The sequence below is a fragment of the Pseudomonas sp. XP2 genome (genome assembly GCF_053557975.1).
Genome location: NZ_JBNRIK010000015.1, coordinates 19,342 through 34,487, shown reverse-complemented (window position 1 = coordinate 34,487; position 15,146 = coordinate 19,342). Strand labels below are relative to the sequence as shown.

Here is a 15,146-nt window from a genome sequence, read left to right as displayed (position 1 = left end):
GCTCCCGGGAGGACCGCGCTGCAGGCCCCATCCTGGGGCCCAGCGCTTGACGGGCATCCATGCCCGTCACCTCCCTGCGCAAGCCCTGCGCTCGGCCTCCTGAAGTCGCAATCTGCGTCGCTTGAACCATCGCGCGCTTAGAAGCAGAAGCAAAAGCAGAAACAAGAGCGTGAGCGCGAGCGAGCGCTGGGCATCGTGGCAATGCCCGGGCGAACCCTGCGCGCGCTGCGCGGTCTGCATGTGCTGAGCGTAGCTTCATACCTTCGCAGGTGGGTTTGCCCCCGCGCTTGTGTCATCATGCTCCGACCGCCGGTGAGTCCTCCTAAAGCCTTCTATGAACAAACCATACGCATTGCTGCTTGCCTTCGCCCTGCTCCAGGGCTGCCAGAACCTGGCCCCGCAAAAGGCCGAGCCTCCCATCGCCGAAGCCGGCAAGGGCGAGGCGGAAAAGCCCGTGGTGTATGGCTCGTTCAAGCAGGACACGCTGTACAGCCTGCTGGTCGCGGAACTGGCTGGCCAGCGCAACCGCTTCGATATCGCCTTGGCCAACTACACCGACCAGGCAGCAAAAACCCAGGACCCCGGGGTTTCCGAGCGTGCCTACCGCATTGCCGAATACCTCGGCGCCGACGAGCCGGCGCTGGATAACGCGCTGGTCTGGGCCCGCAATGACCCGCAGAACCTCGACGCCCAGCGCGCCGCCGCCATCCAGCTAGCCCGCGCCGGCCGTTATGACGACGCCATGGCCTACATGGAAAAAGTGCTGCAGGGCCAAGGCGACACTCACTTCGACTTCCTCGCCTTGTCAGCCGCCGAAACCGACCAGAGCACCCGCGACGGCTTGCTGCAAAGCTTCGAGCGCCTGCTGGTGAAATACCCCGACAACGGCCAGCTGATATTCGGCAAGGCACTGCTGCTGAACCAGGACGGCAAGGCTGAAGAGGCGCTGGAGCTACTCGAATCGCACCCGACGCAAAACGGCGAAATTGCCCCGATCCTGCTGCGCGCCCGCCTGCTTCAGGCCCTGGACCGTGGCCCCGAGGCCCTGCCGCTGCTGCGCGGCGCGATCCGCGACAACCCGGATGACAAGCGCCTGCGCCTGACCTATGCCCGCACCCTGGTCGAACAGGACCGCATCGGCGATGCCAAGGGCGAGTTCCTCAGCCTGGTCCAGCAATACCCCGACGATGACGAGCTGCGTTACTCACTGGCCCTGGTGTGCCTGGAAAACAAAGACTGGGATGAAGCCGAAGGCTACCTGCAGGAGCTGGTCGAGCGCGACAGCAACGTCGACGCCGCACACCTGAACCTGGGCCGCATCCGCGAAGAACGCCACGACCCCGCTGGCGCCCTGCGCGAGTACGCCCTGGTCGGCCCTGGCCCCGATTACCTGCCGGCGCAGCTGCGCCAGGCCGACATCCTGATTGCCAACGGCCGCGGCACCGAGGCTTCACGCCTGCTCGCCGAGGCCCGCGAAGCCCAGCCGGACTACGCCATCCAGCTGTTCCTGATCGAATCGGAAAGTTACAGCAACAACAACAAGGACGCCCAGGCCAGCCAGGTGCTGCAGCAAGCCATCCAGCGCTACCCGGACGACCTCAACCTGCTGTACACGCGCGCCATGCTGGCCGAAAAGCGCGACGACCTTGGCCAACTGGAAAAGGACCTGCGCGCCATCATCGCCCGCGAGCCGGAAAATGCCATGGCCTTGAACGCCCTGGGCTACACCCTGGCCGACCGTACCACCCGCTACACCGAAGCCAAGGCGCTGATTGACAAGGCCCACCAGCTGACCCCGGACGACCCGGCGGTACTCGACAGCCTGGGCTGGGTCAATTACCGTCTGGGCAACCTCGACGAGGCTGAAACCTACCTGCGCCAAGCCTTTGCCAACTTCCCCGACCACGAAGTGGCCGCCCACCTGGGCGAAGTGCTGTGGGCTAATGGCAAGCGCCGCGAAGCCCGCCAGGTATGGGCCAAGGGCTTCGAAGCCCAGGCCGACAGCCCCATCCTGCGCAAAACCCTTTTGCGCCTGACCGGATCCGAGACCCTTTAACGCCATGTTCCTGCGCCATTGCATCACCTTCACCCTGATCGCCCTGCTGGCTGGCTGTGCCGGCTTCGGTAGCCGCGAGGCCCTGCAAGGGCACGGCGACCCGCAGCAGTGGCGCGCCCATAAAGCGCAGTTGAGCAGCCTTGATGGCTGGCAGATCAACGGCAAAGTCGGCATCCGCGCGCCGCGCGATTCAGGTAGCGGCACGCTCTTCTGGCTGCAGCGCCAGGACTATTACGACATTCGCCTGGCTGGCCCACTCGGCCGTGGTGCCGCACGACTGACCGGCCGCCCCGGTGGCGTTGTGCTCGAAGTGGCCAACCAGGGCCGCTTCGAGGCCACCAGCCCGGAAGCCCTGCTGGAAGAGCAGCTCGGCTGGCAGCTGCCAGTATCGCACCTGGTGTGGTGGGTCCGCGGCCTGCCCGCCCCCGACAGCAAGAGCAAGCTGACTCTGGACGGCGACAGCCGCCTGGCCAGCCTTGACCAGGATGGCTGGCAGGTGCAGTACCTGAGCTACACCGAACAGAATGGCTATTGGTTGCCCGAGCGCCTGAAACTGCACGGCAAGAATCTGGACGTGACCCTGGTGGTCAAGGACTGGCAGCCACGCCAGCTGGGGCACTGATTTCATGCACACGCTGACCCTGCCCGCCCCGGCCAAGCTCAACCTGTGGCTGCACATCATCGGACGTCGCGCGGATGGCTATCACGAGCTGGAAACCGTATTCCAGTTTCTCGACCATGGCGACGAACTGAGTTTCGCCGTACGTGACGATGGCGTGATCCGCCTGCACAGCGAGATCGAGGCAGTACCGCACGACAGCAACCTGATCGTGCGTGCTGCGCGCAAGCTGCAGGAACAGTCCGGCAGCCCATTGGGTGCCGATATCTGGCTGACCAAAGTGCTGCCCATGGGTGGCGGCATCGGCGGCGGCAGCTCGGACGCCGCAACCACCCTGCTGGCCCTCGCCCACCTGTGGCAACTGGACTGGGACGAAGACCGCCTGGCCGCACTGGGCCTGAGCCTGGGTGCCGACGTACCGGTATTCGTGCGCGGCCATGCGGCGTTCGCCCAGGGTGTGGGCGAACAGTTGACCCCGGTTGACCCTGAAGAGCCTTGGTATGTCGTGCTGGTGCCGCAAGTGTCTGTCAGCACAGTAGAAATTTTTTCACATCCGCAGTTGACACGTGATTCCCTCCCCCTTAATATGCGCCCCGTTCCCGAGGGAAACAGTCGAAATGACTGCCAACCGGTGGTAGAGCAGAGTTACCCAGAAGTTCGCAATGCGTTGAATTCACTGGGTAAATTCACTGAGGCTCGACTAACCGGCACTGGAAGTTGTGTGTTTGGGGCCTTCCCAAGCAAAGCCGAAGCTGATAAAGTTCTGGCCCTTCTTTCAGCGACCCAAACAGGGTTTGTGGCGAAAGGAAGCAATATTTCGATGTTGCATCGCAAGCTGCAAAGTCTGGTCAAGAAGTCGAGCGCATAAGCGTTCGCAGCAACAGATACAGGGGCGTCGCCAAGCGGTAAGGCAGCAGGTTTTGATCCTGCCATGCGTTGGTTCGAATCCAGCCGCCCCTGCCATTTTCCTTATACTCATCCAGGTATACCCTCAGCCTTCAGGTACTGCGCGTGTCCAAGATGATGGTCTTTACGGGGAACGCTAACCCCGATCTGGCTCGGCGTGTCGTACGTCAGCTGCATATCCCTCTCGGTGACGTCTCTGTCGGTAAGTTCTCCGACGGCGAAATCAGCACTGAGATCAATGAAAATGTTCGCGGTAAAGACGTTTTCATTATTCAGCCGACTTGTGCCCCGACCAACGATAACCTGATGGAACTGGTAGTGATGGCCGACGCCTTCCGCCGTTCCTCAGCATCCCGAATCACCGCCGTGATTCCTTACTTCGGATATGCCCGCCAGGACCGCCGTCCGCGTTCGGCACGTGTAGCCATCAGCGCCAAAGTTGTCGCTGACATGCTCACTGTCGTGGGTATCGACCGTGTTCTCACCGTCGACCTGCACGCTGACCAGATCCAAGGCTTCTTCGATATCCCCGTCGACAACATCTACGGCTCGCCCGTACTGGTAGACGATATCGAAGACCAGCGTTTCGAGAACCTGATGATCGTCTCCCCGGACATTGGTGGTGTCGTGCGTGCACGTGCAGTCGCCAAGTCCCTGGGTGTCGACCTGGGTATCATCGACAAACGCCGCGAAAAGGCTAACCACTCCGAGGTTATGCACATCATCGGCGACGTCGAAGGGCGCACCTGCATCCTGGTAGACGACATGGTCGACACCGCCGGCACCCTGTGCCACGCGGCCAAAGCCCTGAAAGAACACGGCGCTGCCAAGGTTTACGCCTACTGCACGCACCCTGTCCTGTCGGGCCGCGCGATCGAGAACATCGAGAAGTCGGTACTGGACGAGCTGGTGGTGACCAACACCGTTCCGCTGTCCGCCGCTGCTCAAGCCTGTGACCGTATCCGCCAGCTGGATATCGCACCGGTTGTCGCTGAAGCGGTACGCCGCATCAGCAATGAAGAATCGATCAGCGCGATGTTCCGCTAAGCGGAACGCGTGTTGATGTGAAGCGCCCCGCCCCAACATGTGTTGGGGCGGGGCTTTTTTGCCATCCCCGTTGGCGCTGGTCGCAAACGCTCTCGGGGGGCTATTTTGGAGAAACAAAATGACTGATTTTATCCTGAACGCCCAAGCGCGTACTGACCTGGGGAAAGGTGCGAGCCGCCGCCTGCGTCATGCGCTGAGCATCCCTGCCGTTGTCTACGGTGGTGACAAAGAAGCTCAATCCCTGACCATCCTGGCCAAGGAAATCACCAAGCTGTTCGAAGACGAAGCTGCCTTCAGCCACGTGATCGAGCTGAACGTTGACGGCGTCAAGCAAAACGTCATCGTCAAGGCCATGCAGCGTCACCCGGCCAAGCAGTTCATCATGCACGCTGACTTCATCCGCGTCGTTGCTGGCCAGAAGCTGACCGCTGTTGTTCCAGTGCACTTCATCAACGAAGAAGCACCGGTCAAGAAAGGCGGCGAGATCTCGCACGTTGAATCGCAGATCGAAGTTTCCTGCGAAGCCAAAGACCTGCCTGAGTTCATCGAAGTTGACCTGGCCAACGCTGAAATCGGCACCATCATCCACCTGTCGGACCTGAAAGCTCCGAAAGGCGTAGAGTTCGTAGCTCTGGCCCACGGTGATGACAAAGCTGTTGCCAACGTTCACGCTCCACGCGTTGCTCCAGAAGCAGAAGGCGCTGCCGAGTAATCCACTCGCACGCCGGCGTTGATCGGGTTACAGTGCCGCGCGCACTGTGACCCACCAACTCCAAGGAAGAGCCCCTGACGTGACCGCCATCCAGTTGATCGTTGGCCTGGGTAACCCCGGCCCCGAATACGAACAGACCCGGCATAACGCAGGGGCTCTTTTCGTTGAACGCATTGCCAGCGCCCAGCGTGTATCGCTGACTGCTGACAAAAAATATTTCGGCCTGACGGCTAAGTTCAGCCATCAGGGCAACGACGTTCGTTTGTTGATCCCCACCACCTACATGAACCGCAGCGGCCAGGCCGTGGCGGCCTTGGCCAATTTCTTCCGCATCAAGCCGGAAGCAATCCTGGTGGCGCACGACGAACTCGACCTGCCTCCGGGCGTTGCCAAGCTCAAGCGCGGCGGCGGCCATGGTGGGCATAACGGCCTGCGCGACATCATCGCGCAGCTCGGCAACCAGAACGACTTCCACCGCCTGCGGCTTGGCATTGGCCACCCGGGTGACGCCAAACTGGTATCCAACTTCGTCCTGGGCCGCGCGCCGCGCGCCGAGCAGGAGAAGCTCGACGCCAGCATCGATTTTGCCCTCGGCGTGCTGCCGGACGTGCTTGCCGGCGACTTTGCCAAGGCGATGCGCGAGCTGCACAGCCAGAAGGCCTGATTCCTTTAGAGAGGGGAATACCCATGGGTTTCAATTGCGGCATCGTCGGCCTGCCCAACGTCGGCAAGTCCACCCTGTTCAACGCCCTGACCAAGTCTGGCATCGCGGCGGAGAACTTCCCTTTCTGCACCATCGAGCCAAACAGCGGCATCGTGCCGATGCCCGATGCTCGTCTGGCTGCGCTGGCTGAAATCGTCAAGCCAAACCGCATCCTGCCGACCACCATGGAATTCGTCGATATCGCCGGCCTGGTTGCCGGTGCCTCGAAAGGCGAAGGCCTGGGCAACAAGTTCCTCGCCAACATCCGCGAGACCGACGCCATTGCCCACGTGGTGCGCTGCTTCGAAGACGAAAACGTGATCCACGTTTCCAACAGCGTCGACCCCAAGCGTGACATCGAGATCATCGACCTCGAACTGATCTTCGCCGACCTCGACAGCTGCGAAAAGCAACTGCAGAAAGTAGCCCGCAACGCCAAGGGCGGCGACAAGGAAGCCTTGGCGCAAAAGGCCATTCTGGAAAAGCTGATCCCGCACTTCACCGAAGGCAAGCCTGCACGCAGCCTGATGAAGAACATGGCTGACGACGAAAAAGCCGTCATCCGTGGCTTCCACCTGCTGACCAGCAAGCCGGTGATGTACATCGCCAACGTCGCCGAAGACGGCTTCGACAACAACCCGCACCTGGACGTGGTCAAGGCCATTGCCGAGGAAGAAGGCGCGGTCGTTGTACCGGTGTGCAACAAGATCGAAGCAGAAATCGCCGAGCTGGACGACGGCGAAGAGAAGGACATGTTCCTCGAGGCCCTGGGCCTGGAAGAGCCTGGCCTGAACCGCGTGATACGCGCCGGTTACGAGCTGCTGAACCTGCAGACCTACTTCACTGCCGGCGTGCAGGAAGTACGTGCCTGGACCGTACGCGTCGGCGCCACTGCACCACAGGCTGCTGGTGTTATCCACACCGACTTCGAAAAAGGTTTCATCCGCGCTGAGGTGGTGGCCTATGACGACTTCATCCAGTTCAAGGGTGAGAGCGGTGCGAAGGAAGCCGGCAAGTGGCGCCTGGAAGGCAAGGATTACATCGTCAAGGATGGCGACGTGATGCACTTCCGCTTCAACGTCTGATTCAGCAGACGTTCACAGCGTCTCAAGAGACGACCCAGCCCTGAAACAGACGAAATGTCTGTTCAGGACGGGTCACTCAACACGAAGAAGCCGCGCACCTGCGCGGCTTCTTCGTTTCTACGGGCATAGCATCTAAGCTGAAGCTCAGCACCCTCCTCCCCTGAGCCCGCACCATGCCCGAACCAACGCGCTTCGACTGGCAACGCTGGCTACCCGGCCTGGTGACCCTGCTCCACTATCAACGCGCCTGGTTAGCCAAGGACATCGCCGCCGGCCTGGTGCTGACCACCATGCTGGTACCGGTGGGCATTGCCTACGCCGAAGCGTCCGGCGTACCCGGAATCTACGGCCTGTACGCCACCATCATCCCGTTGCTGGTCTACGCCCTGTTCGGCCCCAGCCGAATCCTGGTGCTGGGCCCGGATTCGGCGCTGGCCGCGCCGATCCTGGCGGTGGTGGTGCAGCACGCCGCCAGCGACCCACAGCGGGCAATCGCCATCGCCAGCATGATGGCGCTGATCGCCGGGGCGTTCTGCGTGATTGCCGGGCTGCTGCGCCTGGGCTTCATCACCGAGTTGCTGTCCAAGCCGATCCGCTATGGCTACATGAACCGCATGCAACAGTGGGAGTTCTGGCTGTCGTTCACCTGCTTCGTCGGTGTGGCGGTGTTTGGGGCCATTCCCGGTATCTGCATTGCGGTGGCAATCGCGGTGATCGAGTTTCTGTGGGACGGCTGGCGGCCACACCATGCAGTGCTGGGCCGGGTGGATGGCACCCGGGGCTACCACGATGTGCAGCGTTATCCACAGGCTCGACGTATTCCGGGGCTGGTGCTGCTGCGTTGGGATGCGCCGCTGTTCTTTGCCAATGCCGAGCAGTTCCAAAGTACCGTGATGGCGGCCGTGGACGAGTCGCCGACGCCGGTGCAGCGGCTGATAATAGCGGCGGAGCCAGTGACCAGTATCGACATCACCTCGGCAGACATGCTGGCCGAACTGGACCGGGCACTGGAGGCTCGAGGGGTGGAATTGCAGTTTGCCGAGATGAAGGACCCGGTGAAGGACAAGATGCGGCGGTTCGAGTTGTTTCAGCATATGGGGGAGACGGCCTTTCACCCCACGGTGGGTGCCGCTGTGGATGCTTATCTGGAAGAAAGTGGGGTTGATTGGCAGCCTTAGGTTCCTTGTACTGGCTGCTTCGCGGATTCCCCCCCCTCCGAAAAACTCACGCCGACTCCGAAGGCGGTCCCACCACCGTCGCCTGCAGCAGGCTGCCGTCCTGTGGCATGAGCGCTAACCCTCGCAGCGCCCCACAGGGAGGGGTTCAAAAGCGTTCTTCGACGACCTTGAACGGGTAGGCCACGGCCTTGTACTTGCCGACCTTGCCGCGTTTGGGCAGCTTCACCACCCGGTCACGGGTGATGTCCTTGTACGGAATACGGCTGAGCAAATGGCTGATGATGTTCAGGCGGGCACGACGTTTGTCGTCCGAGTGCGCCATGAACCACGGCGCCCAGGCTGTATCCGAGGCCTGGAACATGTCGTCCCGTGCTTGGGTGTAGTCATCCCAACGGGTATACGATTTAAGGTCCATGGGCGAAAGCTTCCACAGCTTGCGACCATCGTTGATGCGATCCTCCAGGCGGCGGGTCTGCTCCTCGGCGCTGACCTCGAGCCAGTACTTGATGAGGATGATGCCCGACTCGACCATGACCTTTTCGAACACGGGCACCCCGGCGAGAAACTTGTCGACAAGGTTGCCGGAGCAAAAGCCCATGACCCGCTCAACCCCCGCACGGTTGTACCAGCTGCGATCGAAGATCACCACCTCGCCCGCGGCGGGCAAATGCCCCACGTAGCGCTGCAGGAACATCTGGGTTTTTTCCCGATCGGTCGGTGCCGGCAGCGCCACCACGCGAAACACCCGCGGGCTGACCCGCTCGGTAATGGCCTTGATGGTGCCGCCCTTGCCGGCGCCATCACGGCCTTCGAAGACAATGCATACCTTCAGCCCCTTGGCCACCACCCACTCCTGCAGCTTTACCAGCTCTACATGCAGATGCTTGAGCGCTTTTTCGTAGGCCTTGCCGCCCAGTTTTTCTGGCTGTTGCTGGGTGGATTTCTTCCTGGACGGCTTCGACATGACACTCTCCTGAGGGCGAATGAAGAGTCAGTATGGTCGATTCATACCGGTTTGCCGCTTCGCTTGCAGGTTGAGGGGGGCTGCGGTGCAGCCCCGAGGAGGCGCTACTTGGCCAGCTTGTTGTAACTGGTCATCAGGTTGCGGTAGTCCGGTATATGGTTGGAGAACAGGGTACCCAAGCCCTCGACGTCGTTGCGCCAGTCGCGGTGCAGCTCGCAAGCCACGCCGAACCAGGTCATCAGCTGCGCCCCGGCAGCCTCCATGCGCCGCCACGCCGAGTCACGGGTCAGTTCGTTGAAGGTGCCAGAGGCGTCGGTGACGACGAACACCTCAAACCCCTCCTCCAGCGCCGACAGGGCCGGGAAGGCCACGCACACTTCAGTGACCACACCGGCAATCAGCAGCTGCTTCTTGCCGGTGGCTTTTACGGCTTTGACAAAGTCTTCGTTGTCCCAGGCATTGATGTTGCCGGGGCGCGCAATGTAGGGGGCGTCGGGGAACTGCTCTTTCAGTTCCGGCACCAGCGGGCCATTGGGGCCGGTCTCGAAGCTGGTGGTAAGGATGGTCGGCAGCTTGAAGTACTTGGCCAGATCGGCCAGGGCCAGTACGTTGTTCTTGAAGCGGTCGGGGTCGATGTCCCTTACCAGCGAGAGCAGGCCGGCCTGGTGGTCGACCAGCAGTACGGCGGCGTTGTTCTTGTCCAGACGCTTGTATTGGAAGGTCACGGTGAACTCCTTGCTTCAGCGGGTTGGGAGTATCAGCGTAGGCAAGGATGAACGGTGGGACAGACCGTCAGTCGGTTCGCCTGTTGTTGCCTGTACTGGCCTCATCGCCGGCAAGCCAGCGCCCACAGAGTGGCGCCCGGACAGAACCTGCGCCCCGCCATCACTTCACAAATTCCTGAACTGATTATTTGCCTTCAGCGATTTGTCCCCTCGCCAACCGCCACCAGAATCGCTTCACCATAATCACAAAAACCGTGAGGCCACTCCCGTGGACCAGACACTTCAGGTGCGCCAAGCCGCCGCCGACCTCGTTGCCGCGTTCGCCAGCAACGACACCGCCCGCTATTTCGCCTGTTTCAGCGAAGACGCGACGTTCCTTTTCCACACCTTGCCGCAACCGCTGCTGTCGCGCCGTGCCTACGAAGACCTCTGGGCCCAGTGGCAGGCCGAAGGGTTTGCAGTGCTCGCCTGCGAATCGGCCAATGCCCACGTGAGCCTGCAAGGCGATGTGGCGATCTTCATGCACGATGTGGCCACGCATATCCGCATCGCCGGTGAAGAACACCGCATGAGCGAGCGCGAGACTATCGTCTTCCGCCGCCAGGGTGACCAGTGGCTGGCCTGCCACGAGCACCTGTCGGTCGTCTCGCCGGCCTGATCACTTTTTTACGCGGCCCTGCCGCCCTGCCATCGCACCCACAAGAAGGCCCGCGCACTGCGCCGGCTACAACAACCGCGCTGGAGCATCACCATGAGCCACTCGACCGGTATCGAGACCAACGGCGTCGAACAGATCCCTGATGATCAACGCGACGCCTCCCCGCTGGACCTCTTCCGCCTGATCTTCGGCGGCGCCAATACCTTCGCCACCGCAGTGCTGGGCAGCTTCCCCGTGCTGTTCGGCCTGTCGTTCCAGGCGGGCGTTTGGGCCATTCTGCTCGGCGTTGGCGTGGGCGCCCTGATTCTTGCGCCGATGGGTTTGTTCGGCGCACTCAACGGTACCAACAACGCCGTGTCGTCGGGCGCGCACTTTGGTGTGCACGGGCGTATCGTCGGCTCGTTCCTGTCGCTGCTCACGGCCGTGGCGTTCTTCTCGCTGTCGGTGTGGAGCTCGGGCGACGCCCTGGTCGGCGGTGCCAAGCGCCTGGCCGGCCTGCCGGAAACCGACCTCACCCTGGGCCTGGCCTACGGCCTGTTCGCGGTGCTGGTGCTGGTGGTGTGCATCTTTGGCTTCCGCTTCATGCTGTGGGTGAACAAGATTGCCGTGTGGGCTTCAAGCCTGCTGTTCCTGCTGGGCATCGTGGCCTTTGCCGGGCCGTTCGATGCCGGCTACGCAGGCAGCGTCAACCTTGGCCAGGCAGGCTTCTGGGCGGCGTTCGTCGGTGCGGCGATCCTGGCCATGAGCAACCCGGTGTCGTTCGGCGCTTTCCTGGGCGACTGGTCGCGCTATATCCCGCGTGAAACACCCAAGGCGCGCATCATGCTGGCGGTGATAGCAGCCCAGGGCGCAACGCTGATTCCTTTCCTGTTCGGCCTTTGCACCGCCACCTTGGTAGCGACCCAGGCACCGGACTACATCGCCGCCAATAATTATGTGGGTGGCCTGTTGGCGGTGGCGCCAAGCTGGTTCTTCCTGCCGGTGTGCCTGATTGCGGTGATCGGCGGCATGTCCACCGGCACCACTGCGCTGTATGGCACCGGCCTGGACATGTCCAGCGTGTTCCCGCGCCTGCTCAGCCGCGCCGGCGCCACGCTGCTGATCGGTGTGCTGGCAATCGGCTTCATCTTTGTCGGCCGTTTCACTTTCAACCTGGTGCAAAGCGTGTCGACCTTCGCGGTACTCATCATCACCTGCACAAGCCCATGGATGGTGATCATGATCCTCGGCCTGATCACTCGCCGCGGCTTCTACCACGCCGATGACCTGCAGGTATTCACCCGCGGCCAGCGTGGTGGCCACTACTGGTTCCAGCATGGCTGGAACTGGCGCGGCATGGGGGCGTGGCTCCCCAGCGCGGCGGTCGGCCTGTGCTTCGTCAACCTGCCCGGGCAGTTCGTCGGCCCGCTGGGCGACCTGGCCGGCGGCATCGACCTGAGCCTGCCGGTCACCCTGGGGCTGGCTGGCGTGCTGTACCTGCTGCTGCTCAACCTGTTCCCTGAACCTGCGGGCGTGTATGGCCCCCAGGGCCCGCGCTGGGTGCGGTGCAAAAGCACCGCGCACACGCCTGTGACCACTGCCGAAATGGCCTGACTGGAAACCGACCATGACCAACTCCCACTACATCGCCGGCCGCTGGGTCGAAGGCCAAGGCAACGACTGCATCAGCGTCAATGACCCTGCGCTGGGGCAACCGTTCGCCGAGTTCATGGCTGCCAGCGTGGCCCAGGTCGACCAGGCCGTAGCCGCTGCCCGCAGCGCCCTGCCCGCCTGGAAAAGCACCAGCGCCAGCGAACGTGCAGCTTTCCTGCGCGGCTTTGCCGAGCAGCTCGGGCAGCGCCGTGAAGCGCTGATCGCCTTGCAGATGCGCAACAACGGCAAGCCCCGTCACGAGGCGGAAATCGACCTGGATGACGCCATCGCCACCTTCGGCTACTACGCCGAGCTCGCAGAGCAGTTGCCTGCGAAGCATCGCGACGTCCCGCTGGCCGCCCCAGGCTTCACTGCGCGCACCCGCCTGGAGCCGGTGGGTGTGGTCGGCCTGATCGTACCGTGGAACTTCCCGCTGGTGACCAGCGCCTGGAAGCTCGCTCCGGCCTTGGCTGCCGGGTGCACCGTGGTGCTCAAGCCATCGGAGGTCACCCCGCTGATCGAGCAGGCCTACGGCCAGATTGCCGACGCTCTGGGCCTGCCGGCGGGGGTGCTGAACATCGTCAACGGCAAGGCCGAGACCGGTGCCGCGCTGAGCAATCACAATGGCCTGGACAAACTGTCGTTCACCGGCAGCAACAGCGTCGGCAGCCAGGTGATGCGCAGTGCGTCGGCACAGTGCCGGCCGGTGACGCTGGAGCTGGGCGGCAAGTCGGCGATCGTGGTGTTTGACGATTGCGATGTCGACCAGGCGGTAGAGTGGATTGTCGCCGGCATCAGCTGGAACGCCGGGCAGATGTGTTCAGCCACGTCACGGCTGCTGGTGCAGAACGGTATTGCCGATGCGCTACTGCCACGCTTGCAGGCGGCACTGGAAAACCTGCGGGTTGGCAACCCGTTGACCGAAGAGGTCGACATGGGCCCGCTGACCAGCCAGGCCCAGTGGCTGAAGGTGGCCAGCTACTTTGCCACGGCGCGCGAAGAAGGCTTGCAGTGCCTGGCCGGTGGCAAGGCGCTTGACCGTGACGGCTGGTTCGTCAGCCCGACGCTGTATACCGACGTGCCGAAACACAGCCGCCTGTGGACCGAGGAAATCTTTGGCCCGGTGCTGTGCGCACGCCGGTTTGCCAGTGAAGAGCAGGCGATTACCGAGGCCAATGACAGCCGCTTCGGGCTGGTGGCGACCGTGTGCTCTGCCGATTTGGACCGCGCCGAGCGTGTGGCCGATGCGCTGGAGGTTGGCCATGTGTGGATCAACTCGGTGCAGGCGGTGTTCGTCGAAACCTCGTGGGGCGGTACCAAGGGTAGCGGCATCGGCCGTGAGCTGGGGCCTTGGGGGTTGTCGGCCTACCAATCGGTCAAGCATGTGACGCGTTGCCTCGGCTGATATCGCAAGGGGCCGCGTTGCCGCCCATTCGCGGGTAAACCCGTTCCCACAAGTACGGTGCTGTCCTTGAAAATTGCACTGAACCTGTGGGAGCGGGTTCACCCGCGAAGAGGCCGGTACAGGTAGAACAAAACTCCGCCCCGCGTGACTTTCTCCGCCCGCTGCAAAGTCCCACTTCCTGGTACCCCAACAATCACAACACCAGGCCGGACCACCCATGCACCCTCAACGCACCGCCTTGCACAACGAACTGCACGCCCGCCCGTCGCTGTACTTCGACGGCCCGGCGCATGTCTTCCACCTGGCCTTGCTCGGCGGTGATGCTGCCTGTGCAGCGCTGCTGCAACGCTGCTGCCCGGAGGCCCTGGACACCGCTGCCGCGCAAGGCATCACCTGCCTGGATGGCCACCCGTTCAAGTGGGAACGCCACACCGAGTTCTTCACCCTGACACTGGTGGTGCCGTGCGCTGCCACCGACACCGAATGGCGGCCCCTGCCTCCCGTGCTGGCCGAAGCCATCGCCCCGCAGGTGGCGCAGGTGATCAACGCCGTGCAGGTGCTGGTGCGTGACGAACAGGGGCTTGACCTGCCTCGCTATGGTTTCAAAGATCCGTGCGGCTCGTGCGTTGGCGGGGGCGATGCGGTGGTGTGGAGCGATTTCCGCCTGACCGAAGATGGTACCAACCGTTTCCTGTTCATCAACCGCCGCCTCAATGCCTACCGCCAGGGCCGCATGATCCGCCGTCTGCTGGAAATCGAGACGTACCGCATGATGGCCTCGCTGACCCTGGCCACGGCCAAGGCTCTGAGCCAAGAACTGGATACTTTCGACAAGACGTTGATCAGCCTCTCGGAGCGCAGTGCCGGGGGGGACGGCCATGACTCCAAAGGGTTACTGGACGCCATTGCCCACTTGTCACGCCAGGTGGTCAGCCACACGGTAAAAACCCGCCACCGCTTCGGCGCCACCCAGGCCTATGCGCAACTGGTGTTCGAACGCCTGGGCGAGCTGCGGGAAAGCCATGTAGGCGACTGCCAGCGCCTGGGGGTGTTCATCGAGCGTCGGTTCAAGCCGACTGTGCGCTATTGCGCGGCGACCGAGCAGCGGCTGGAGCAATTGGCGAAAAACGTGGCAAACCTGGGCGACCTGTTGCAGGCGCGTGTTCAGGTAGAAATGGAAGAACAGAACGCCGAGATCCTGCGCAGCCTCAATGCCCGGGCCGATGCCCAGGTGAAGATCCAGCGGGCGGTAGAGGGGCTGTCGATCATTGCCATCACCTACTACCTGCTGAATTTGTTCAAGCTGCTGTATGGCGGGCTGAATGTGCTGGGGTTGGGGCTGACGGCGCGGGATGGATTGCTGGCCATGGCGCCTCCGGTGCTGCTGGTATTGTTGGTGATTCTGCTGAGGATCAAGCAGGCCAAGCAGCATTGAATTCGGGGGCGCTATGCGCCA

At 62.6% G+C, this 15,146-nt stretch carries 14 protein-coding genes and 1 tRNA gene; 13 read left to right on the top strand and 2 right to left on the bottom strand.

Annotated features, from left to right (window positions below; genetic code table 11):
• The first annotated feature begins 334 nt into the window (after positions 1-334).
• The 9 genes from ACK1VC_RS17055 (at position 335) to ACK1VC_RS17015 (ending at position 8,306) form a co-directional block, all read left to right on the top strand.
• On the top strand, positions 335-2,056 hold the full coding sequence (locus ACK1VC_RS17055) for a tetratricopeptide repeat protein (protein WP_016484864.1): 1,722 nt from the start codon (positions 335-337) through the stop codon (positions 2,054-2,056).
• 4 nt (positions 2,057-2,060) lie between these two features.
• Entirely contained in the window at positions 2,061-2,678 is a 618-nt protein-coding gene (lolB, locus tag ACK1VC_RS17050) for a lipoprotein insertase outer membrane protein LolB (protein ID WP_016484863.1), read from the top strand.
• Between the two features lie 4 nt (positions 2,679-2,682).
• Positions 2,683-3,543, top strand: coding sequence for a 4-(cytidine 5'-diphospho)-2-C-methyl-D-erythritol kinase (gene ispE / locus ACK1VC_RS17045; protein ID WP_191087261.1), 861 nt, complete (start codon positions 2,683-2,685; stop codon positions 3,541-3,543).
• A gap of 20 nt (positions 3,544-3,563) precedes the next feature.
• Positions 3,564-3,638 (top strand) — tRNA-Gln (locus ACK1VC_RS17040).
• Between the two features lie 48 nt (positions 3,639-3,686).
• A complete protein-coding gene (locus ACK1VC_RS17035; RefSeq protein WP_003247410.1) occupies positions 3,687-4,628 on the top strand; it encodes a ribose-phosphate pyrophosphokinase in 942 nt (313 codons plus the stop codon).
• Positions 4,629-4,746: 118 nt separating this feature from the next.
• A complete protein-coding gene (locus ACK1VC_RS17030; protein ID WP_016484861.1) occupies positions 4,747-5,340 on the top strand; it encodes a 50S ribosomal protein L25/general stress protein Ctc in 594 nt (197 codons plus the stop codon).
• A gap of 79 nt (positions 5,341-5,419) precedes the next feature.
• Positions 5,420-6,004 carry an aminoacyl-tRNA hydrolase gene (pth, locus tag ACK1VC_RS17025; RefSeq protein ID WP_009686183.1) on the top strand — a complete coding sequence of 195 codons (585 nt, stop codon included), beginning with the start codon at positions 5,420-5,422 and terminating at the stop codon, positions 6,002-6,004.
• 23 nt (positions 6,005-6,027) lie between these two features.
• A complete protein-coding gene (gene ychF / locus ACK1VC_RS17020; RefSeq protein ID WP_095115861.1) occupies positions 6,028-7,128 on the top strand; it encodes a redox-regulated ATPase YchF in 1,101 nt (366 codons plus the stop codon).
• A gap of 173 nt (positions 7,129-7,301) precedes the next feature.
• On the top strand, positions 7,302-8,306 hold the full coding sequence (locus ACK1VC_RS17015) for a SulP family inorganic anion transporter (protein WP_023048693.1): 1,005 nt from the start codon (positions 7,302-7,304) through the stop codon (positions 8,304-8,306).
• Between the two features lie 145 nt (positions 8,307-8,451).
• Here ACK1VC_RS17015 and ppk2 read toward each other — a convergent pair whose 3' ends face one another.
• A complete protein-coding gene (gene ppk2 / locus ACK1VC_RS17010; RefSeq protein ID WP_023048692.1) occupies positions 8,452-9,270 on the bottom strand; it encodes a polyphosphate kinase 2 in 819 nt (272 codons plus the stop codon).
• Between the two features lie 104 nt (positions 9,271-9,374).
• Complete coding sequence (ycaC, locus tag ACK1VC_RS17005) at positions 9,375-9,995, bottom strand: isochorismate family cysteine hydrolase YcaC (RefSeq protein WP_016484856.1); 621 nt, start codon at positions 9,993-9,995, stop codon at positions 9,375-9,377.
• A gap of 268 nt (positions 9,996-10,263) precedes the next feature.
• On the opposite strand from ycaC, the gene ACK1VC_RS17000 reads away from it, so the two are divergent.
• From ACK1VC_RS17000 to ACK1VC_RS16985, 4 genes are all read left to right on the top strand, one after another.
• Positions 10,264-10,653 carry a YybH family protein gene (locus tag ACK1VC_RS17000; protein WP_016484855.1) on the top strand — a complete coding sequence of 130 codons (390 nt, stop codon included), beginning with the start codon at positions 10,264-10,266 and terminating at the stop codon, positions 10,651-10,653.
• A gap of 93 nt (positions 10,654-10,746) precedes the next feature.
• On the top strand, positions 10,747-12,246 hold the full coding sequence (locus tag ACK1VC_RS16995) for a purine-cytosine permease family protein (protein ID WP_016484854.1): 1,500 nt from the start codon (positions 10,747-10,749) through the stop codon (positions 12,244-12,246).
• Positions 12,247-12,259: 13 nt separating this feature from the next.
• Positions 12,260-13,690 (top strand): aldehyde dehydrogenase family protein, encoded by a 1,431-nt coding sequence (locus tag ACK1VC_RS16990; RefSeq protein ID WP_191087260.1) that lies wholly within the window; start codon positions 12,260-12,262, stop codon positions 13,688-13,690.
• A 217-nt stretch (positions 13,691-13,907) separates the two neighbouring features.
• The gene (locus ACK1VC_RS16985) at positions 13,908-15,125 is read left to right on the top strand and encodes a DUF3422 domain-containing protein (protein WP_191087259.1); all 1,218 of its coding nucleotides are present in this window, start codon (positions 13,908-13,910) and stop codon (positions 15,123-15,125) included.
• Positions 15,126-15,146 lie beyond the last annotated feature (21 nt).

Excerpts from the sequence above, each read along its gene's own strand:
- ACK1VC_RS17055 (WP_016484864.1), top strand. The coding sequence starts at position 335 with ATGAACAAACCATACGCATTGCTGCTTGCCTTCGCCCTGCTCCAGGGC.
- lolB (WP_016484863.1), top strand. The coding sequence starts at position 2,061 with ATGTTCCTGCGCCATTGCATCACCTTCACCCTGATCGCCCTGCTGGCT.
- ispE (WP_191087261.1), top strand. The coding sequence starts at position 2,683 with ATGCACACGCTGACCCTGCCCGCCCCGGCCAAGCTCAACCTGTGGCTG.
- ACK1VC_RS17030 (WP_016484861.1), top strand. The coding sequence starts at position 4,747 with ATGACTGATTTTATCCTGAACGCCCAAGCGCGTACTGACCTGGGGAAA.
- ychF (WP_095115861.1), top strand. The coding sequence starts at position 6,028 with ATGGGTTTCAATTGCGGCATCGTCGGCCTGCCCAACGTCGGCAAGTCC.
- ACK1VC_RS17015 (WP_023048693.1), top strand. The coding sequence starts at position 7,302 with ATGCCCGAACCAACGCGCTTCGACTGGCAACGCTGGCTACCCGGCCTG.
- ppk2 (WP_023048692.1), bottom strand. The coding sequence starts at position 9,270 with ATGTCGAAGCCGTCCAGGAAGAAATCCACCCAGCAACAGCCAGAAAAA.
- ACK1VC_RS16995 (WP_016484854.1), top strand. The coding sequence starts at position 10,747 with ATGAGCCACTCGACCGGTATCGAGACCAACGGCGTCGAACAGATCCCT.
- ACK1VC_RS16990 (WP_191087260.1), top strand. The coding sequence starts at position 12,260 with ATGACCAACTCCCACTACATCGCCGGCCGCTGGGTCGAAGGCCAAGGC.
- ACK1VC_RS16985 (WP_191087259.1), top strand. The coding sequence starts at position 13,908 with ATGCACCCTCAACGCACCGCCTTGCACAACGAACTGCACGCCCGCCCG.